The sequence below is a fragment of the Shimia fortis genome (genome assembly GCF_040225985.1).
GTDB lineage: Bacteria > Pseudomonadota > Alphaproteobacteria > Rhodobacterales > Rhodobacteraceae > Shimia.
In genome coordinates, this window is record NZ_JBBPEU010000016.1 from 1 (window position 1) to 21,156 (window position 21,156).

Sequence of the window (21,156 nt, forward strand, 5' to 3'; positions counted from 1 at the left end):
GTGACAATCTCTTCCGGCTTGTGTCGTTTGATTCCCATGTTTGATCCTCCGTTTCCCAACTATAGGGGCGGACCACTTCAGTGGGGGAGGATCAGATGTTCGTGAAGACTAACGGCGAACGGCACTACCTTTGGCGGGCCGTCGATCACGAAGGTGAAGTCCCGGAAAGCTTTGTGACAAAGAGGAGGGATAAGAAGGCGGCATTGAAAACTCTCAAGAAATCAATGTGCAGATTTGGTCGACCCGAAGTCATCGTAACTGACAAACTCCGCTCCTACGGTGCCTTGATGAAGGAAATCGGTAATGCAGACCGACAGGAAACTGGCCGCTGGCTAAACAATCGGGCCGAGAATTCTCATCTGCCATTTCGACGAAGGGAGAGGGCAATGCAGCGTTTCAGGAGATTGCGAAGTCTGCAGAAATTTGCTTCCGTCCACGCTTCTGCCCTCAACCTCTTCAATTTGGAACGCAGCCTCTATTCCAGACCCCATTTCAAGCTGAACCGTGCCGCTGGTCTCGCCGAGTGGCGCGGTCTCTGCGCAGAATAAAGGGCAGCATTTCTGTCCAAGCTGAGACTAGTTCGAATCGGTCTGACAGCACCTAGCAAGGTGATAGAGCGTCGAGCATCCCATGATGCCGCCACCGATCACAACAACAGAGGCGTGAGAAGGAAAAGATGTCATGGCGTTTATCCCAAGAGAAATTCGTTGTTCGGATCGTAGATCGGGTCGGCGGCGGCAGTTGCTGAATAGGTTTTTTTCAAGACCTGAACCTCAAGCGCCCCTCCTGTCTGCACCTCAGCTGCCTCGACAAAGGCCACGGCTAGCATCTTGCCGCTGCGCCAGCCCATGCCACCCGAAGTGACATAGCCGATCAGTTCACCGTTCTTCAGAACCGGTTCGGTACCCCAGCACGGGGGGGCTGCGGGGTCGACCTCTAGTGTAACAAGGCGTTTTTTCGGTGGTGTGCGACGCTGTCGATCAACGGCCGCGCGGCCGATGTAGTCCTTCTTGGAAGAGCAGAACCGTTCCAGCCCAGCAGCGTGAGGCGTGATTTCCGGAGTCATTTCCGCCCCCCAACTGCGATAACCCTTTTCAAGCCTGAGCATCCCCATGGCTCTCCCACCCATCAGAACCAACCCGTGATTGTTCCCTTCTTCCATCAGCGCATCAAACAACGCCTTCTGGTTCAGCATGGGGCAATGGAGCTCCCAACCCAATTCACCGGAGAAAGAGATGCGTATCGCTTTGCAACGTACGCGCCCGATCTCAACCTCCTTAGAAGTCATGAATGGGAAGTCTTCAAAAGCGCCACCAGATAATGCGTTCAGCAAAGCCCGGGAATTTGGCCCTGCGATACCGATGGCGGCATAGTGGTCGGTTATGTTTTCGATCACCACATCAAGATCACCTGTGTGATCCTCCATCCAACGCTGATAAAGCGCCACGCCCAGTGTCGCGCCTACGCAATAGAAACTGCCCTCGCCAGAATTTTCGATGGTGATATCCCCCACAATACCGCCGCGGTCATTCAGCATCAGAGAGAGTGCCATGCGGCCCGGTTTGCTCGGTACCTTGGCGGAACCGATATGGTTCAGGAAGGCTTCTGCGTCCGGGCCGGAAATCCGGAACTTTCCGTAAGATGACATTTCCGAAAGACCGCATCCTTTGGCCATTGCCTTGGCCTCGTCGCCAACATGGTCCCACCAATTGGGCCTCTGGAAACTGGGTTCATCCTTGGGTTCGACACCGTCAGGTGCGTACCAGAGCGGGCGCTCCCATCCATAGGCCTGTCCCATGACCGCACCGCGGCTTAGCAAATCGGCATAGATTGGAGTCGTCTTTAGAGGTCGCCCGGTTTTTCGTTCAATGCCGGGATAGATCAACTCATATCGGATCGGCAGGATTTCATGGGTGCGCTCGCGGGCGAATTCGCGCGTTGTCCAGTCACCGAAACGGGCAACATCGATAAAATGCAGATCCAGTTCGCTTTCACCTTCCAAGATCCATTGGCTCATCGCGAGACCAATCCCGCCGCCTTGCGCGATCCCTCCTAGAAAACCGCACGCCACAAAGAACCCCGGCACGCCCGGCATAGGTCCTATGATCGGGCGTCCGTCCGGGGCAAAGCTGATCGCGCCATTCACACCGCGCTTGATGCCTGTGCTTTCGAGAGCCGGAATACGATGGAAAATCGCAGCCAGACCGTCTTCCAGACGTTCCCAGTCGTCTTCGAACAACTCCTGCCCAAAAGACCACGGCGCGCGGCCTTTGTCGCGCTGCCAGGCAAGCCGGCAATCCTGCTCCCAGGGGCCAAGGAGCAGGCCGTGACCCTCTTGGCGCAGGTAATACTGGCTGTCGCAATCGCGGATCATCGGGAGCTCATACCCAAGTTTTTCAACCTCGGGCATGGTATCCGTTACCAGATACTGGTGTTCCATATTGGTGATTGGAAGGCGGGTGCCGACCATTTCGGCGACTTCATTTGCCCAGAAACCCGCGCAGTTGACGATGATCTCACATTCAAACACCTCGTCGCCCGCGGTCAATCGCCAATGGCCGGAAGGTAAACGCATGATGTTGTCAATCTGCGTGTTACGACGGATTTTGCCGCCGTATTTCCGCGCGCCTGCCGCCAGCCCCATCGTGACCGAGTATGGGTCGACATAGCCTTCTTCGGGATCCCATGCGCCGCCTTCAAGGTCGGAAACATTAAGCAATGGGTATTTATCTTTCATCTCGGACGGGGAGACCAGTTCATATTCCAGTCCCAGCGCGCGGAACTTACCGGCAAGGTGCTTGAACTCTTCCATCCGTTCTTTGGTTTGCGCGAGAAAAAAGCCCCCGACAACGTGGCTGCCAACCTCTTGGCCGACTTCCTCGGCCAGGCCATCGTACAGACGCAGCGAGTACGCCTGAAGAGCCGAGAGGTTGGCATAGGCGCTTTGCGTGTGAACGTTTCCGGCTGCGTGCCAGGTAGCCCCCGCCGTCAGTTCGCGGCGTTCCAACAGCAGCGCATCCTTTTCACCTGCTTTGGCCAAGTGATAGAGTGTCGAAACACCAACGATTCCGCCACCGATTATGATGATCCGAGCATGAGTGGTCATAGCAGTTCCTCTTTGCGCTTGGCGACATAGGTGTCGAGTTCTTCGCGGATTGAAGCTTCCATCGGCGGCGCTTCGAATTCGTTCAACAGCTGTGTGGCGATTTCGCCCGCCCGTGTTGTGGCGTCCTTTGCGCCAGCTTCGACCCAGCCGTCATAGGGTTTCCAGTCGCTCAGCATTGGCTCCCAGAAGGCGGTTTCATAGCGATCCAGCGTCATCGGGTCCGCGAAGAAATGTCCGCCCGGTCCGACCCGAGCGATGGCTTCAACGCCAAGTGCTTCATTCGAAAGATCCATAGGAGAGACCAGAGCCTGCATCATGCGCAGCATTTCTGCATCGATCACCGCTTTCTCGAAGTTGAAGGTCAGACCGGATTCCAACCAGCCGATTCCGTGCGCCATCACGTTGCAATGGCCCATATGCGTTGCCCAGAGTGCGTTCATGCTTTCGTAGGCCGCCTGCGCGTCAGGCGCGTTCGAGCTGTTTACGTTGGATGATTTGTAGGGCACGCCATAACGGCGGGCGAGTTGTCCTCCGGCAATTGCCGCCTGGGCATATTCCGGGGTGCCAAGCGCCACGGCCCCCGAGCGCATGTGCACATTCGATGTGAAGGCGCCATAGATTACAGGTGCCCCCGGTTTCACCAACTGGGTCAGGACCATACCGGCCAGACATTCGGCATTCTGTTCGACCAGCGCGCCGGCCATGGTGATCGGCGCCATGGCACCGGCCATGGTGAATGCCGAGATCACTACCGGCTGACCCCGAGATGACATCGCGATCAATCCGTTGCACATCGGCTCGTCGATCTTCAAAGGAGAGTTGGTGTTGCAATTCAGCATGAGGCTGGGTTCCGCCTCGAACTGTTCGGCGCTCACGCCCCTCGCGATGCGGGCGATTTCCATCGCATCGGTCATGTCCGACAAGGCATAGGCGCGCCACACCTTGTCGGATTGCGTGGCCAACGTGTGATAGGCATCGAGGTGGCGGGAAATGACGGGCAGATCCTGGGGTTCAACCGGATAGCCGTAAAAGAAATGCATCTGGTCGATGGACTGGCAAAGCTGCACTGCTTTTGTGAAAGTCTCCAAGCTGCCCGGCTGTCGTTGGAGCCCGGGCCCGCTGACATAAGGGGGAGTCGTGGCGTTGCAGTATGCCAGCCAATTGCCGCCGATCGGGACATTGCGCGCAGGGTTGCGGGCATGAAAAACCCACTCTGACGGGCAGGTCGCAATCTGGGCTTCGACAAGTTCCGGCGCAAGGCGCACACGCTCCGACGCCTCGTCCACTTCGGCCCCGGCTTCCCTGAACAGGGCGCGCGCAGGTGCCGACATGATCTCGATACCAGTTTCCTGCAACACTCTCAGGGATGCGTCATGGATCGCCTCGACCTGATCTGAACTGAGGATGGAAACCGGCGCCAGGCTAGACCGCACAGGCGCGGTCTTTCCTGATAAGCTTGGCGCGCCGCGATTTCTGCGCCGCTGTCTTCTTTTGGCCATGTCTACCTCCGTCAATCATTTCGAAGGTAGGTAACTAGGCCGAACTCTAAGCGGTCATTCTCGACGTCAATGCCGCCACATTACGACATATCAGGGGCAGTTTTTTCGATCTTCAGATGGAAGCACACCGAAGACACGACAATAGACCTTGCTGAAATTTCCTGCCTGATATCCGTAATCCATCGCAATATCGATCAAGGAGCGGTGCCCCGCCAAAACCTCTTGCCGCGCTTCATCCATACGAAGCTCCGCGTAAACCTTGGATGGTGTTTTTTGAAACTCCGTGCGGAACAGGCGTTCCAACTGGCGTTGTGAGACTCCGACTTCGCGGGCAATCTCATGCAACGAGAGAGCATCAAAGAGGTTTCTCTCCATAAGGCGAACCGCGGCAAAAACCGTCTTGTTCGATGTTTCAAAGCGCATTTGGGCGGGCAACGACTGTCTGAGCCGTCCATCCCGAACACCATCTATCACCAAGCGTGATGCAATGTCCTCTACCATTCCTGATGGGGCGTTGTGCTCAACAAACCTCAGCATCAGATCTGCCGCCGCTCCCCCGCCTGAGCAGGTTGGATGGCGTCCGTTATCAACAAATAGCGAAGTAGATATCCCGACTTTTGGATGATGCTCTCTCAGATACGGCACATCTTCCCAATGAGGCGCAACTGTGCAGTCATCAATAAGGCCTGCCTGGGCGAGCCGAACGACGCCCGAAGACAACGCCCAGATCGGACGGTTCTGCCGGGACCAATACCGCAATTTGGCAATCAACGCGGGGTTGGGATGCCTGTCCGCGCCCGCACCTGATACGATGACCAGAATGGCGTTTTTGGGCAGATTGTTGATGTTCCCATCAGGAACAATTGCGATGTCGTTGGAAGCCACCACAGGTTCGTGTTCCAGGGCGCAAACGGAATACGAAAAAAGGTCTGTGGCTCCAAGCTTTCGCCCGACACGCAGAACTTCGACAGCCGAGGAAAACGCCTGCATCGTGAAGCCGTTTTCGACGACAAAGACAAAGTGTGTCTTGGAACCGCATGTTTTGTTCACGACGAAGTTCCTATTTTGAAAAGCCGTGAGCATTACCCTAGTCAAACTAAGTGTTGTCAAGCAGCAAGGACAGCCGAGGCTTTGTCAGAGTATTGACCCTTGGGGTGAGAAAGGTGGAGAAGTAGTGTTCGGGCATGACCGCGAAATTGCCCATCTCCTGTCTCCATGCCGCGCCAGAATTCATCCGCCTGGCAGTCGTGATGTACCGCCGGTTTCTGCTTTCCCATAAACTGTGAAAGACTTGCTGCACGCACGACTCATCAACGCAAGCAATGACACAGTGCGCTTTCGATGGCAGCCAGTTTTCCCAAAGTTCGCTGCTGAAATCTGCAAGAAGCGATCTCAATCGAGGCGCAGGGTCTTGTCGGAGAAACTGGCTTGAGATGGGGGGCACATAGCGTCTCGCGATGACCAAACGCTCACCATTCCGCTACTTCAAAACCGGTCCGGAGATCATGTGATTGGCAGGGATGATATATATTAGATTTCCGCTTGCGCTTCGCAATGTTGAGGATCTCTTGCATAGGGACAGTCACACAGTCCAAACAGAAACCGGGTCGAATCCGTCTGACACTTGCCCGAGACAAGTTCGCATTCGTCGGCAAGCGCCTTTCGCATTCGGTCGATGAAATGCTCGTGTGTTGTTCAATCTCAGAGCGCTTCAACTCTGGCTTTCACGTCGGAGCAGGTTGTGCGCAGTGCTTCGATCAATTCTTCAACGGGTGGGGGTAAGGCACGGTTGGCAGGGCGCAACAGCGTCACCCGAAACGGCGAACTGACCGTGAAGCGGCGGACAATCATGTTTTCATCCTGTAGGTCGAAGGCGCTGAACGGATTGACGATGGCAATACCAAACCCCCGACGCACAAGGGCGCAGGCCGTAGCAGCACTTGTCGACTCGGCCGCGATGCGACGCTCGACATTGGCCGCGGCAAATACCTCGTCCAATCGCTTTCGATAAGGGTCGGTCGGTGAAAGAAAGACGAAGTCCTGCCCGTGCAAATCCTCGGGCGCAATCTCGGATTGGGTGGCCAAGGGATGCGCTGTGGGAAGGACGCAGACCTCGTCAACTTCTACCAATGTTTCAGCGATTGTCCCCGGTAAGGCGCGTTCGACTTCGACGATTCCGAGATCGAACGCGCGATCCGATATCTTTTCATCCAGCAAGTCAGCCGTTTCGATGGCCACGGTAATCTGACGCGGTTTGCTGTGAAACTGGGCGAGGGCCGCAGGAAGCATCGACTGCGCAAGCGCAGGTAGGCAGGTAATGGTGACGCTGCCCAGTTCGTTTTGGCGCAGGGCGGTGATCGTGCGCTGAATATTGTCCAGCCCTCGATAGGACCGCTTGACCTGTTCCAGCAATGAAAGGGCCTGCGTGGTAGGATACAGCTTTCCTCCGCGCCGATGAAACAAGGAGAAACCAGCAAGATCTTCAAGGCGCTTGAGGTCGCGGCTGACCGTGGGTTGCGAAGAGTTCATCAACCTTGCTGCGGCCGTCACGCTGCCTGCCATCATAACGGATCTGAAGACTTCGATTTGTCGGAACGAGATGGGCATGAGTGAGCTATCCTTTTCTTGACCCATATCAGAAATGAATAGGATGAGGAAGTTTTGTCATTTGCTGGATGGAGGTGTTGTCGCTAGCTTTTTGTAGACCAAAGCACGACGACCCTGTCGGCGATTTCTCTTCTGGAGGTAGGAGTGACCAAGACAAGACCGATTATTGGCGTAACGCTCGACTCGGAAGATGCGGGAGGCTACGCGTCCAGCCCTTGGTACGCGCTGCGCCAAAATTATTGCGGCAGCCTTGCGAACGAGGGCGGAATTCCCGTTGCCTTGCCGCATCAGCCTGACCTCGTTTTCGACTATTTGGACATGGTCGACGGGATCGTTGTCACGGGTGGTGGATTTGATATTTCCCCCGAGATGTTCGGTCAGTCGGGTATTCACCCGACGGTGCGTCTCAAGCCGGGACGGACCGAGTTTGAGCTGGCATTGGCCCGCGAAGCCTTGAAGCGGGACATGCCGGTACTTGGCATCTGTGGTGGACATCAGTTGCTGGGCGTCATTCTGGGCACGGGTATCGTGCAGCACATTCCGGATGAGATCGAAAACGCACTGGATCACAATCCGGGACAAAAGCTGCACGATCTGCTTGTCGGAGCGACGGGCCACGCGGTGCAAGTACAGCCGGGTACGCTTTTGGCGGAAATCTGCGGAACAAACGACATAACGACAAATACCTCGCATCATCAGGCGCTTTTGGGCCCGGCAGGCTCGGGTGCCGTTATCAACGCGGTTGCCGGAGACGGCGTCGTAGAGGGGATCGAAAGCTCGCGTCATCGGTTTTGCCTAGGGGTGCAGTGGCACCCTGAATATGCAGGCACAGAGCATGATCGACGCATCATTCAAGCATTTGTCAGTGCCTGTTCCGTCAGTGCGTTGACCCAGGAAACTGACATGCTGGCCACCGGGACGGCCGGTAACAAGAACCGAACAGGAGGATGAAGATGTTCTATCTATCAAAATCCCTGAAGGCTGCCGCTGTTCTGGCGCTTTTGGGTACAAGCGGAACCTTTGGGGCGGCGCAGGCCGAGACGGTTTTGAATCGTGACATGGGTGTTGAGTTAAAAACACTCGATATTCAAAAGATGCACTTGCTGGCAGAGCACGAGTTTGCAGCGGACTTGTTCGATGGGTTGCTGATCCGCGATGCGGACGGAAACATCAAGCCGGGCGTCGCTGAAAGCTGGGATGTCAGCGAAGACGGGTTGATCTACACGTTCAAGTTGCGTGATAGCCAGTGGTCGAATGGTGATGCGGTCACCGCAGGTGACTTTGTGTTTGCAATCCGCCGGATTTTGTCGCCGGAACTGGCGTCTAAATATGCCAGCACACTTTATCCAATCACCGGTGCCAAGGCTTTCAACAAAGGTGAATCCGCCGACCCGGACACCATCGGCGCTGAGGCCATTGACGACAAGACGCTCAAAATCACATTGAGCAGCCCGACCTCGTATTTCCTTGATGTGGTGACGACGACGGCGATGCTGCCCCTTCATCAGGCTTCGGTCAGCGCGTTGGGAAGCGAATACGCCCAGCCGGGCAAACTGATCTCGAACGGGCCGTTTCTGTTGACGGAGTCCCGTCCCAAAGAGTTTGCTCTTCTGACGAAGAACGAAGCTTACTGGGATGCCGCCGAGGTCGCACTGGACAAGGTGTACTACTACCAGATCACGGACGAAGCGACCGCCGTGCGCAAGTTCCGTGCCGGCGAGGTGGACATCACCCGCGGCTCGCAAGGCGACAACAACGCCTGGGCCAGCCAGAACATGCCCGAGGCTGTACAGAATGCCACGATCCTTGGGACCGAGTGGTACGATCTGGGGCATGCGACCCCTGCCATTCAGGACAGCCGTGTACGTCGTGCGATCAATATGGCGATCGACCGTTTTGCCCTGACCGAGGACATTCTGCAAACGGGAGAACAGCCTGCATTCGGTTTGGTTCCTCCGGGAATTCCAGGATACGAAAACGCGAGCGCCGACTGGGCCGACCTGTCCTATATCGAGCGGCTGGAAGAAGCGCGAAAACTGATGGAAGAGGCCGGATATGGCCCCGACAAAAAGCTCGAATTTACCATCAACTTCAACAGTTCCGAGTTGCATCGGAAAAGTGCGGTGGCCTTGGCGGACATGTTGGGTGAAATCTATATCGACGCCTCGCCGTACAATCGGGACAGCTCTGCCTATTGGGATTGGCTGATCTCAGCGCGGGGTGAATATGGTCTGGCGCGCGACAGCTGGGTTGCTGACTACCCTGATCCGGTCGTGTTCCTTGAACTTTACATGGGGCCGCTGGTCGCTGATGTGAACGGAAATATCGATGAAACCTATGATGCCCTGATGAACGCCGCATTGGCAGAAACCGATACCGCGAAACGGATGGCTGGACTCGCCGCGGCAGAGGCGCGTCTGATGGAAGTCGATACAATCGTTCCACTGTATCACTACAATTCGGTACGCCTTGTGAATCCGCAGTTGACGGGCTGGGGTAACAACCCCTATGCGATGCACCCCTCGCGCTATATCGCGTTCAAGTAAGTGATACTCTGAGCCCTGTCGCCCGCCCTTTTCCGGGTGGGCGATTTTGACACCTTCTGGGGGACATGGATGAACATCCTCATACTTCTGATACGCAGGGCTTTCTCGGCGTTTCTGACATTGGCCCTGACGATAACGGTGTCGTTCTTTCTGATGCGCTTGGCGCCGGGTGGACCGTTTGACCAGGAACGTCGGTTGCCCGCCGAGGTGATGGCCAATCTCAAGCAGAAATTCCACCTCGATAAATCACTGATCGAGCAGTTCTGGATCTACGTGAAGGGATTAACCCGGGGCGATTTCGGCCCGTCGATGATCTACTCGGATTTCTCGGTATCAGACCTGGTCTTTCAGGGGCTTTGGGCCTCCATGCAGATTGGGCTGGCGGCGATCGGCGTGTCGTTGGTGTTGGGGGTTCTTTTGGGGGCGCTGGCGGCCGTACGCATGGGCGGCTGGTTGGATCAGACGCTGATGGCGTTTTCTTTGGCGGGTATCGCGATCCCGACTTTCATTCTCGCACCGCTTATGTCGCTGGTGCTTGCGGTTCATCTGAAGTGGTTCGCCGTGGCGGGTTGGGGGGATGGCGGTTTCTATTACCTGACCCTTCCGGTGGTTGCGCTGGCCATCCCGCAGATCGGTATTATTGCCCGCCTCATGCGTGGTTCCATGGCAGATGTGCTGACCCAGATGCATATCCGTACAGCGCATGCCAAGGGGCAACATCCACTGCTTGTGGTATCCAACCACGCCTTTCGCCAATCCCTGTTTCCGGTGATCTCGTATCTCGGTCCGGCCATGGCGGCGATCCTGACCGGATCGGTGGTGATAGAACGGGTTTTTGCCATTGAGGGGCTGGGCCGACATTTCGTGCAAGGCGCCCTCGACCGGGACTATCCGCTCGTGATGGGGACGGTGATCGTCTACACGACATTCATCATGCTGTTCAATTTTGTGGCCGATCTTCTTTATGTGCTGATCGATCCGCGTATCCGGGAGACGGGCAATGAGTGATGGCGTGACACTCTCACAGACCAACGTGGTTGTCGGGAAAAGCCTGTGGCAGCTGGCCTTTGCCCGTTTCCTGTCAAGCCGTTTCGCGGTTATCAACTTGGCCATACTGGCGGTGATTGCCGCAGTGTCCTTTGTAGCGCCGCTGATCTATCCGCACAGCTATGCAACGGTTTATCGTGAATACATCCTCGTGCCGCCCAGCCTGACCGCCTATCCGGATCAGCCGATGACGGAGAAGGCGTTTTCGAGGTTGATGCGGGCTGGGCGCTATCAGGTCGAGTCTCTTGAGGTCGCTGAAGATGCTGTCTCGGCGACGATCACAGCGCGCAAACCGATCAAGGTCGAAACCTTGAACAAAGCATTCGCACTGGGTTCGATGTTTCAGGAACCGCAAATCATTACGCAGTCCGAAGACGGAAAACAGCTCGAAATCACCGCTGCCATCAATAGGCAGTACTTTGTCTTTGGCACTGATGAGAATGGGCGCGACCTGTTGGCCCGGATCATGGCCGGGGGGCGCATATCCATCCTGATCGGGATTGCCGCGACACTGACCTCGATCGTCATTGGGGTCATGTATGGCGCCATCGCGGGATATGTTGGCGGACGGACGGACGCGGTCATGATGCGGTTCGTGGATATCCTCTATGGCATTCCGCTGATGTTCTTTGTCATCGTGCTGGTTACGTTCTTTGGGCGCAATATCCTCTTGTTGTTTGTGGCGCTTGGTGCGGTGGAATGGCTGACCATGGCGCGGATCGTTCGCGGTCAGACCATGTCACTGATGCAGGCCGAATTCGTCACCGGGGCACGGGTTGCCGGGTTGCCCATGTGGTCGATCCTGCGTCGCCATGTGCTGCCCAATGTCATGGGACCAGTTGTCGTCTATGCGACGCTGAACATGCCGGCGGTCATTCTTGCAGAGAGTTTCCTGTCGTTTCTAGGGCTTGGCGTGCAGGAGCCGATGGCCAGCTGGGGGGTATTGATCGCTGACGGGGCAAGGCGGATGGAGACCGCTTCGTGGTTGCTGATCTTTCCCGGCATTTTCCTGATTTTAACGGTTATGTGCATCAATTTCGTCGGTGACTCGATGCGCGATGCCATTGATCCCAAAAGGTAGAACGGCCATGTCGGAAACGAGTCAAAACAAGATGGCTGCCGCAGGGAACGCGCTGATCAACGACGTGTTGGGCCGGTTTGGTCACATTGTGAGCAATGAGGATGTCGGGCTGACGTTTCGTCTCTATGAAACACCTCTCGCAAATCATGCAGGGCGGTATGTTGACGGCGCAGTCAATGCCATTGGAGCCAAGACGCCGTTTTACCCAGCCTCGGTCTGCAAGCTGTTCTACTTGGCTGCTGCGCATGCGTTTGAAGAAGCGGGACATGTGACACTGGATGCTGAGGACCAGAGGGCGATTGCCGCGATGATCCGCTATTCCAGCAACGAAGCCACCTGTTATGTGCTTTCGCGGCTGACGGGAACCGAGAACGGTGCGATTTTGGATGACGCGGCGATGGCTGATTGGTGGGCGCGTCGAAAAACGGTTCAGGCTTATTTCGATGACTTGCAAGAGCCCGCTTACGAAGGGCTGAGACTATGGCACGGCACCTATGAAGAAAGCCCCTATGGCCGTGAAAAGGCCGTGCGAAAGCATGGTGGTAACCTGATGACGCCTTTGGCCGCTGCCACGCTGCTTCACGACATTATGACTGGCCAAAGCGTGTCGCCAACGGCCAGTCAGGCGATGCGCGATCTGCTGTGGCGTGACTGGGAGCGGAGCGGGCCACGCGACCCCGGCCAACCCCCTGATCAGATCGAGGGCTTTCTGGCTCAGGACTTACCCGCCACAACACGGGTTTGGTCCAAAGCCGGTCTGACCAGCGAGACCCGACACGACGTGATCGCATTTGAACTTGAGAACGGGGCAAGCTGCGTCGCTGCGGCATTTACCAAAGGTGTCGCGGCAGCCGAAAGCACCGAAGTTCTGCCCTATATCGGAGCGGCCCTCCACCTACTGACAGAGCAAATGACATGACACGTCCGATTGTAAAAGCAAGCAACTTGTCACTGGCGCTTCCTACGCCCAATGGCCCATTGCAAATCCTGTCGGAGGTATCCTTTGAGATTGCAGCGGGCGAAACATTGGCCGTCGTGGGTGAATCCGGCTCTGGCAAGTCTGTGACCGCCATGTCGCTGATCAAACTGTTGCCGGCCGAGCTGGCGGATCGGTTGAACGGGCAGATCAGTGTCTTCGGAGAAGACCTGCTGTCTTTGTCTCCCAGGCAGTTACGGGCGATCCGCGGTAATCGTATTTCGGTGATTTTTCAGGAACCGATGACTTCGCTCAATCCGCTGGCCACGATTGGTCGGCAAATGATCGAGAATATCCGCATCCACAACAAGGTGAGCAGGGCAGAGGCCCGACAGCAGGCACTGGCGCTTTTGGAGCAGGTGCATATGCCGGACCCCGAGGCGCGGCTGAACGCCTATCCGCATCAGTTGTCTGGGGGACAGCGGCAGAGGGTGATGATCGCTATGGCGATTGCCAACAACCCGGAACTGTTGATCGCGGATGAGCCAACGACGGCCTTGGATGTAACGACCCAAGCGCAAATTCTCGCGCTTTTGAAAGAGTTGCAGGACCGCTATGGCATGGCGATTCTGTTCATTACCCACGACCTCGGGATTGTCCGGTCCTTTGTCGATCGCGTTCTGGTTATGAACCGTGGGGTGGTTGTTGAACGGGGCCCTGTGCAAGAGGTTTTTAACAATCCACAGGATGCGTATACCCGCCACCTGCTGAACTCTGAGCCCGAGGGTCACAAAACACCAGTTGGAGAAGACGCCCCGGTTATTCTGGACGTCGAAAACCTGCGTGTGACCTATTCTCAGAAAAAGGGGTTTCTGGGGGGCAAGAAAGTGGTTCGGGCGGTGGACGACATTTCGCTCAGACTGCGGCGCGGTCAGACTTTGGGTGTTGTCGGCGAGTCAGGGTCAGGAAAGTCGACCCTCGCCAAAGCCATCCTTCAAATTGTGAAATCGCAGGGCAAGGTGGTCTTTCTGGGTGACAGTGTGAACGGTCTGGATGACGCTGGATTGCGGCCTGTGAGACGCAACATGCAGGTTGTCTTTCAGGACCCCTATGGCGCTCTTTCGCCACGCATGCCGATTGGTGAGTTCATCACGGAACCCTTGCTGGTCTTCCGCCCTGAACTCTCCAAGACGGAACGCTATGAAATCGCCGCACGCCTTTTGCATCAGGTCGGGCTCGACGCGGCGCATGTGCAACGCTATCCGCACGAGTTTTCCGGAGGACAGCGTCAGCGTATCGCCATCGCGCGGGCCGTTGTGCTGGAGCCGAAGCTGATCATTCTGGACGAACCGACATCTGCACTAGATGTTTCTGTTCAGGTGCAGGTGCTCGAACTATTGCGCAGCCTTCAGAGAACGTTGGGTCTTACCTATGTGTTTATATCCCATGACCTTAAGGTGGTGCGCGCCGTGGCAGATGAATTGATCATCATGCAAAGTGGCAAGGTGGTTGAACGCGGCCCCACGGAAGAGACAATCCGAAATCCCAAGACTGCATATGCACGTCAGTTGCTGTCGGCCGCCTTTGATCTCACGGTCGCCGACCCGATTTGACGTAATCAGCTCAGTTTCGCGAAAGCGAGATTGGCCTGGGGAAACTGAGCTGTTTTCTGGTGCCGGTCAAGGTTGTGGTCAGGCGTACGCCGGCCACATCCATGCCCTGACGCAGTACCGTCAGTGCCCCGCTCTTCGCGAAGACAGCGACCCACGCCACAGACATGCAATAGCATCACTCGTTTGCAGCCTTGCTCAAACCAAGTTGGAACTTGCCGAGTGACATAAATCAGAAATCGAGCCACCTTGGCCGGCAACCATGGCTTCGCTTCAGCTCAAAGCGTAGGGCGATCAGTCGTCCCACTCCGCCCACATTTGTTGCATTTCGCGCCACTCGGTTTCGCTCATACCCTTTGAGCCACGCGGCAATAGCTGCGTACCCTCAAAATTGTGAAACGGTGGCGTCCAGGTGCTTTGTTCATAAAGCCGTTGGATGTTTTCGCGGTAGACCTCATCGACTGAGCCTTCCCAACTGAACTGGTCCACCGCTATGTTTAGGAAATGGAGGACCGAGAATGGCGAACAAGCGACCGAAGCCCGAAGAGATCGTCTCGAAGTTACGGCAGGTTGAGGTATTGATGGGGCAAGGTATGCCTCGTTTGGATGCGATCCGACAGATCGGAGTTGTTGAACAGACCTATTACCGCTGGCGCAAGCATTATGGTGGAATGGGCGTAGATCAATTGAAGGAACTGAAGCGACTCCAGAAGGAGAATGAACGGCTGCGACGAGCTGTGTCTGACCTGACGCTCGACAAGCTGATCTTGAGGGAAGCTGCGAAGGGAAACTTCTGAGCCCCGCTCGTCGTCGCGCTTGCATCGATCATGTGCGCAGCCAGTTCAAGGTGTCTGAGCGCAGGGCCTGCCGCGTGTTGGGGCAACATCGTTCGACACAAAGGCATGTTCCGAGAGGCCGTGCAGATGAGGACCGGTTGGTTGCTGACATGACCGAACTGGCCGGGCAGTACGGCCGCTACGGCTATCGTCGGATAGCGGCTCTGCTCAGAGAGGCGGGCTGGTCGGTCAGTGATGACCGTGTCGAAAGACTGTGGCGACGGGAGGGGCTCAAGGTTCCAGTAAAACAACCGAAGAAGGGACGGCTCTGGCTGAATGACGGATCATGCGTCCGCCTACGGCCCGAGTATCGCAATCACGTGTGGAGTTATGACTTCGTTCACTGCCGGACAGATGATGGAAAGGTTTTCCGGACGCTGAACATCATCGATGAGTTCAGCCGGGAATGCCTGGCGATCCGTGTGAAGCGCAAGCTGAACTCGACAGATGTGATTGATGCTCTGACGGACTTGTTCATCCTGCGTGGTGCTCCTGCCTTTATTCGCTCCGACAATGGCCCCGAGTTCGTTGCCCAGGCGGTTCGGGACTGGATCGCTGCCGTCGGAGCCAAGACCGCCTACATCGAACCAGGATCGCCTTGGGAGAACGGGTACTGCGAAAGCTTTAACGGACGAATGAGAGATGAACTGCTCAATGGCAAAGTCTTCTACAGCTTTCGTGAAGCTCAGATCCTGATCGAACAATGGAGGAAACACTACAACACAAAGAGGCCCCACAGTGCATTGGGGTATCGCCCACCGGCCCCGGAAACCATCATCCCGATGGATCACAGGCCGATAATGCACTAACAATCAAATTGGACCAGTCAGGTGAGGCTGCTCACCAGAACCGTCCGCGCGAACTATGTCGTCGGGTGCGATGGCGCGCGTTCAACCGTGCGTCTCGCCATCGGGGGCGAATTTCATGGGGATGCCGCGCACCAGGCGTGGGGTGTGATGGACATTCTTGCCAATACCGATTTCCCGGACGTGCGCCAGAAATGCTTGATCACCTCGGCTCACGAAGGCAATATCCTGATCCTGCCGCGCGAAGGGGGATACCTGTTCCGCATGTATGTCGAGTTGGACAAACTGCGAGAAGATGAACGGGTTGCTGAACGTGGCTTTGGCCAACACGATATGATTGCAGCCGCCAACCGGATCATGGCCCCCTACACGATCGACGAGAAAGAGGTGGTCTGGTGGTCGATCTATGAGATCGGACATCGCTTGACGGACCGTTTCGATGATGTGCCTGAAGGCGAGGCCGCGACCCGCACGCCGCGTGTCTTTACCGCCGGTGACGCCTGCCACACCCACAGCCCCAAGGCGGGGCAGGGCATGAATGTTTCGATGCAGGATACCTTCAACCTTGGCTGGAAGCTCGCGCATGTGCTTCAGGGGCGGGCCGATGCCAGCCTTCTACACTCGTATTCCGCTGAACGCTGGGTTGAAGCCAAGCGGCTGATTGATACGGATCACGCATGGGCCCGCATCATGTCGGCCCCGCCGGGTGAAAGCGAACTGGACAGTGGCGACGAGCCGCGCTTCGTGCGTGCATTCAAGGAGAATCTGGAATTTACTGGCGGTCTGGCCGTGAAATATGACCAATCCCGCGTGATCGGCGCGGCGACGTATCAGGATTTGGCCAAGGGGCAGGAAATTGGCCGGCGCTTCCATTCTGCGCCGGTTGTTCGCGTGGCTGATGCCAAGCAGATGCATTTGGGCCATGTGGCCTTGGCCGATGGGCGTTGGCGGATTTATGCCTTTGCGGGCAAGGATCAAGGTACGCTTCACACCCTTGCCAATTGGCTTGAAACCGACCCGGCTTCTCCGGTAGTGCAATTCACCCGCAAGGATGAAGATATCGACGCCGTGATTGACTTGCGTGCGGTGTTTCAGGAAACCTTCGAGCAGCTTGCTTATGAGGACATGCCGTCGCTTCTTAAGCCGATCAAGGGCAAGCTGGGCCTACAGGACCACGAGAAAGTTTTCTGTGTCGATCACAAGGGCGCGGGGGATATCTTCGATATGCGGGGCATTGACCGCGAGCGGGGCTGCATGATCGTTGTTCGCCCGGACCAGTACATTGCCCATGTGCTGCCGTTGAATGCGTTTGACGCGCTTTCAGAGTTTTTCTGCGGTATTTTTTCGTGAGTTGGCGATGTAGTCACTGCTCTGGCGCGCGCCCGTTGGCAGAGCTTTGCACGGGAACATCCTCGCGGATTTTTTCCGAGAATAGGGCATTCAGGCCAGCCTGCTGACCTTTCTCGGAAATCTTCGACCGTTCCCGCAAATCCGCAAGCGGGATTGCGTTGAAGACCGAGCCTCGTTCATAGCCATATTCCGGAAGGTATCCGTTTGCGATGATCCGCCAATCGAAGGGTTGTCCTTTTCCTATTGCCCGCATCATGTGGAATACCACCGTGGTACAGTTCGTCGTGATCGAGTTGTACCAGCGCGGCGATTGCGAAAGGGCATTGGCGTCCTCGACATATTTCAAAAGCAACGCGCGCGCCGTTTCCTTGTCAAAACGCAACCGGTAGAGTTGCACGTCTTCTTTGCGAATATTGGTCCTGACACCCACGACATCCGTTTCAGTGGCGGCAAGGATGGAAAGCGTATGTTCCTTAAACGCGTCAGCAACGGGCGAGAACCCGCTGTCTTTTTCGCGGCGCACTTCCACCGACCACGCAAGGTATTCTCCGTTTTCGAACCCGAAGCTGACGATCAGGTGGGCGATGGCTGGGTTTCCCCAGTAGGACAGGAACAGATCGGTCGAGATAAGTGAATTGAGATCATAGGTCTTTTCAATCCAGCGGGCGTCAAAATCGGTGTCGCTGCGCCAGTTGAAGTCGCGCTGGTCCGTCAGGATCAGCGTGTCTCCTTCCAGCCTGCCGGTCGTCTGTCGTGCTACATCCGCCGCCCAATCACCCGTCGAGGGCGGCACCAGCGACAGCCACCAGATCAGAACCGTGGCGGATACCAGACCAAAAGCTGTGGTCAGCAGGCGGGGCAATCGCTTGAAAGGCCGTATTGAAACCACCGCGCCCAGGCAGAAAAACACAGCGGCACAGAGCAGGCGTAACGGATCATCAAACGGGACACGAAACCAAAGGGCCAATGCCGCCCACAGGCTGAACGCCAGTAGCGCCAGTGAGGCGACAAGGGTGCAGACGAAAGACGCGAACCGTTTCATATTTGGCCGTTTCCAGACTGTGGCCCTTGTCAGTGTGAAGGCGATTGCGATCGTGGTCCAGCACCGAGGTCGTATTTGGATGGTGCCCTGGTCGCAAGGTCGCGAATTCAGGCGGTTTAATCAAGGCTTTGATCCAGACGGGCGCGCAGAGGGCGCTGCTCTTTCAGCCAGACGCTTGGAAAACCCTGCAAAATCTCAGGGGGAACATCGCCGGTCTCAAGCAGGGCGGTTTCCAGCCTGTTCAGGTGCGTGCGAAGGGTATCACAGCCCAGAACCGAGGCCGATCCAGCACATTTGTGCGCAAGGCTGGCAAGGCCTTTGGTATCCTTGCGGGCAGGGTCAAAGGCGGCAAGCCGTGCCTCCACCTCGTCAACTTCATTGATGAAGGTTTCGACAAGCGCGCGGGCCTCGGCGCGGCCTTTCGTGGCCGCGATGATGTCGATGACATTGTATTGCGGCGCTGGGGGCAGAGTCGTGTCTTGCGCGACCTGTTCGGCGATGGCCGCGTTCAGGGCCGCGGTTGACAGGGGTTTCACCACGGTGGCGTTGATGCCGACAGTATGGAACCGTTCCTGATCCTCGGGCAGGGCGTGCGCGGTCAGGGCAATGATCGGGGTGTGCCTGTTGGGGCCTGTGCCTTTGCGGATCATGTCGGTTGCGGCCACGCCGTCAAGTTCGGGCATGCTGATATCCATCAGGATCAGGTCAAACCGCTCCATTTCCGAGAGTTGCACTCCCTCAAGCCCGTTGACCGCCGTGGCCACTTTATGCCCTTGCGCGCGCAGCATGTCCTCGGCGACGAGACGGTTGATTTCATTGTCCTCGACCAACAGCACCGACAGGCCAGACATGTTTTGTGCCGCCTCGGACGCCTCACGCGGGGCATGCGGCGTTTCCGGGTAACGCGACTGCGGGGAACCAACCGGCAACCTGATCCAGAAAATACTGCCGACATCCGGTTCACTTTCCAGACCGATACTGCCACCCATCGCTTCGACAAGGCGGCGCGAGATGCCAAGGCCAAGACCGCTGCCCTCGGCCATGCGGCCATAGCTGGTGTCAAGCGTGCGGAAATCCTCGAACACGACATCGTGGTTCTCGGGGGCGATGCCGATGCCCGTGTCGGTCACGCGAAACTCGACCGTCTGGCCATCCGAAAGCTGGTCACATTCGACCGAGATGCTGCCGTCGCGGGTGAACTTGTTGGCATTGGCCACAAGGTTCAGGACTACTTGCAAGAGCTTCACCTTATCGGTCCAGATCTGCGGCGGGGCGTGTCTGGCATCGTAGGTGATGGTGTTGCCGTTGGCCTCGAAAGCGGGTTTCTGGCTTGCGACCAACTCGCGCAGGAAATCATCGGGCGCCAGTGCCTCGTGAGCGATTTCAAGCAACCCCGCATCCGCGCGCGACATGCTGAGCACGCCATTGACGTGGTGCAAAAGCAGTTTGGCGGATGTTTCCATCGCGGACAGGTACTTGCGTTGCGTGGAGTCGATTTGCGTATTTTCAAACAGGTCCATCGTGCCGATCAGACCGTTCAGCGGCGTGCGCATCTCGTGGCTCATGACAGCGATCAGATCCGCCTTGGCCTTTTCTCCGGCAACGGCCTTGTCGCGCGCCTCTATCAATTCCTGTTCGGCTTCGACGCGTGCTGAGATATCCCGCAGGTAGGACACAAAAATCTCGCGACCATTGGCCGTTGCAGACGAAATGGTAACTTCGACCGGAAACACCGTGCCATCCTTGCGACGTGCCTCAAGTCGCAGCAGACCGGCGCCTACGACCCGGTGTTCTCCGAATTCGCGATAGCGCGCCATGCCGGCCTCATGAGGTGCGCGCAGGTGCTCGGGGATGATCAGGTCACTCATCAGCGCGCCGATGGCTTCGTCGCGTGTGTACCCGAACACGCCTTCGGCAGCCCCGTTATAGTCAATTATGCGCCCGTCCCGCCCAATTGCAAGAATGGCATCGATCGAGGTCGAAATGACCTCTTGCAGGTGGTTGCTGCTTTCGGCGGCGCGCATTTCCGCCCGTGAACTGCGCCGGATCAGTTTCAAAAGGAACATCACCACGACGAAGAAGATCGCGACAAGGGCTAGGGTCAACAGGGCCATGCGCAAAAGCATCGCGCCGACCGAGTCACGGTGGGTGTCCGATGCCGAGGCGAAATCCTGTATCGCCGAGAGCGAGAAACGGCGCACTTCCGGTGCAAGGGCGCGAATGTCCGCCTCAAGCTGGGGCAGGTTCTGGCGGAGGGTCACGTCCCCGGAGTCGATCACGGTTTCGTAAGTGGCCAGAAACCCCAAGAGGGCGTTCACGGCCTCTTGGGTGTTTTCCTGTTGCCGCGTGATCTCGAATTGCTGGCCATAGGCCACGGTGCCGACCCGGCTGTAGAAGATGTCAAACTGCCTGCGCACCGTGACAAGGCTGCTGCGCTCTGTGACCGGGCTGTTGGTCTCTTCCAGCAATGCGGACAGAACCGCGACATGTAACCGTCTGAGATCGACTTCGGTCTGGGCCATCGACCAATGGGTGGTGTCCGATGTGGCCGAGGCCTGTTCGTCGATTTCCTGACGCAGGGTCCCCGCAACAAGGAAAATCAATGCAGCGATCACCCCGATGGAGAGCCCTGCCGCGAGCAAGCCAGCGCCCTGCAAGCCGCGCAGGGGGAACCTTGAAACGGTCTTTTTTATCGGGTCCAAAAATCTCT

13 protein-coding genes and 3 pseudogenes are annotated in these 21,156 nt (G+C 56.9%); 10 read left to right on the plus strand and 6 right to left on the minus strand.

Features of this window, described 5'->3' with window-relative positions; genetic code table 11:
* Window positions 1–89 precede the first annotated feature (89 nt).
* Window positions 90–548 (plus strand): annotated as a pseudogene (locus tag WNE31_RS17245) (DDE-type integrase/transposase/recombinase); the annotation flags it as partial.
* Between the two features lie 140 nt (window positions 549–688).
* On the opposite strand, the gene WNE31_RS17250 reads toward WNE31_RS17245, so the two are convergent.
* The 3 genes from WNE31_RS17250 to WNE31_RS17260 all read right to left on the minus strand — a co-directional run bounded on the left by WNE31_RS17250 (window position 689) and on the right by WNE31_RS17260 (window position 5,655).
* A complete protein-coding gene (locus WNE31_RS17250; RefSeq protein ID WP_349981195.1) occupies window positions 689–3,106 on the minus strand; it encodes a GcvT family protein in 2,418 nt (805 codons plus the stop codon).
* A complete protein-coding gene (locus WNE31_RS17255; protein WP_349981196.1) occupies window positions 3,103–4,605 on the minus strand; it encodes a trimethylamine methyltransferase family protein in 1,503 nt (500 codons plus the stop codon). Before WNE31_RS17255 ends, WNE31_RS17250 begins: the two co-directional genes overlap by 4 nt.
* Before the next feature lie 90 nt (window positions 4,606–4,695).
* Entirely contained in the window at window positions 4,696–5,655 is a 960-nt protein-coding gene (locus WNE31_RS17260) for a GlxA family transcriptional regulator (RefSeq protein WP_349981197.1), read from the minus strand.
* A 407-nt stretch (window positions 5,656–6,062) separates the two neighbouring features.
* Here WNE31_RS17260 and WNE31_RS17265 point away from each other — a divergent pair.
* Window positions 6,063–6,209: pseudogene (locus tag WNE31_RS17265) on the plus strand (IS6 family transposase); the annotation flags it as partial.
* A gap of 97 nt (window positions 6,210–6,306) precedes the next feature.
* Here WNE31_RS17265 and WNE31_RS17270 read toward each other — a convergent pair.
* Window positions 6,307–7,212, minus strand: coding sequence for a LysR family transcriptional regulator (locus tag WNE31_RS17270; protein WP_349981198.1), 906 nt, complete (start codon window positions 7,210–7,212; stop codon window positions 6,307–6,309).
* Window positions 7,213–7,356: 144 nt separating this feature from the next.
* On the opposite strand from WNE31_RS17270, the gene WNE31_RS17275 reads away from it, so the two are divergent.
* The 8 genes and pseudogenes from WNE31_RS17275 to WNE31_RS17310 all read left to right on the plus strand — a co-directional run.
* The gene (locus tag WNE31_RS17275) at window positions 7,357–8,163 is read left to right on the plus strand and encodes a gamma-glutamyl-gamma-aminobutyrate hydrolase family protein (RefSeq protein ID WP_349981199.1); all 807 of its coding nucleotides are present in this window, start codon (window positions 7,357–7,359) and stop codon (window positions 8,161–8,163) included.
* Between the two features lie 2 nt (window positions 8,164–8,165).
* Window positions 8,166–9,758 (plus strand): peptide ABC transporter substrate-binding protein, encoded by a 1,593-nt coding sequence (locus WNE31_RS17280; protein ID WP_349981200.1) that lies wholly within the window; start codon window positions 8,166–8,168, stop codon window positions 9,756–9,758.
* A gap of 69 nt (window positions 9,759–9,827) precedes the next feature.
* Window positions 9,828–10,766: an ABC transporter permease gene (locus WNE31_RS17285; protein WP_349981201.1), complete on the plus strand. Its 939-nt coding sequence runs from the start codon at window positions 9,828–9,830 to the stop codon at window positions 10,764–10,766.
* Window positions 10,759–11,886 (plus strand): ABC transporter permease, encoded by a 1,128-nt coding sequence (locus WNE31_RS17290; RefSeq protein WP_349981202.1) that lies wholly within the window; start codon window positions 10,759–10,761, stop codon window positions 11,884–11,886. Before WNE31_RS17285 ends, WNE31_RS17290 begins: the two co-directional genes overlap by 8 nt.
* 7 nt (window positions 11,887–11,893) lie before the next feature.
* The gene (locus WNE31_RS17295) at window positions 11,894–12,805 is read left to right on the plus strand and encodes a serine hydrolase (protein WP_349981203.1); all 912 of its coding nucleotides are present in this window, start codon (window positions 11,894–11,896) and stop codon (window positions 12,803–12,805) included.
* Window positions 12,802–14,415 carry an ABC transporter ATP-binding protein gene (locus WNE31_RS17300; protein WP_349981204.1) on the plus strand — a complete coding sequence of 538 codons (1,614 nt, stop codon included), beginning with the start codon at window positions 12,802–12,804 and terminating at the stop codon, window positions 14,413–14,415. The genes WNE31_RS17295 and WNE31_RS17300 overlap by 4 nt, the downstream gene beginning before the upstream one ends.
* Before the next feature lie 515 nt (window positions 14,416–14,930).
* A protein-coding gene (locus WNE31_RS17305) for an IS3 family transposase (RefSeq protein ID WP_349981205.1) occupies window positions 14,931–16,057 on the plus strand; the annotation gives its coding sequence in 2 pieces (ribosomal slippage) (window positions 14,931–15,195 and window positions 15,195–16,057; 1,128 coding nt in all).
* A 33-nt stretch (window positions 16,058–16,090) separates the two neighbouring features.
* A pseudogene (locus WNE31_RS17310) lies at window positions 16,091–17,404 on the plus strand (FAD-dependent monooxygenase); the annotation flags it as partial.
* Between the two features lie 13 nt (window positions 17,405–17,417).
* Here the strand turns inward: WNE31_RS17310 and WNE31_RS17315 are convergent.
* Complete coding sequence (locus WNE31_RS17315; protein WP_349981206.1) at window positions 17,418–18,446, minus strand: Lnb N-terminal periplasmic domain-containing protein; 1,029 nt, start codon at window positions 18,444–18,446, stop codon at window positions 17,418–17,420.
* 116 nt (window positions 18,447–18,562) lie between these two features.
* Window positions 18,563–21,148: a hybrid sensor histidine kinase/response regulator gene (locus tag WNE31_RS17320; protein ID WP_349981207.1), complete on the minus strand. Its 2,586-nt coding sequence runs from the start codon at window positions 21,146–21,148 to the stop codon at window positions 18,563–18,565.
* Window positions 21,149–21,156 lie beyond the last annotated feature (8 nt).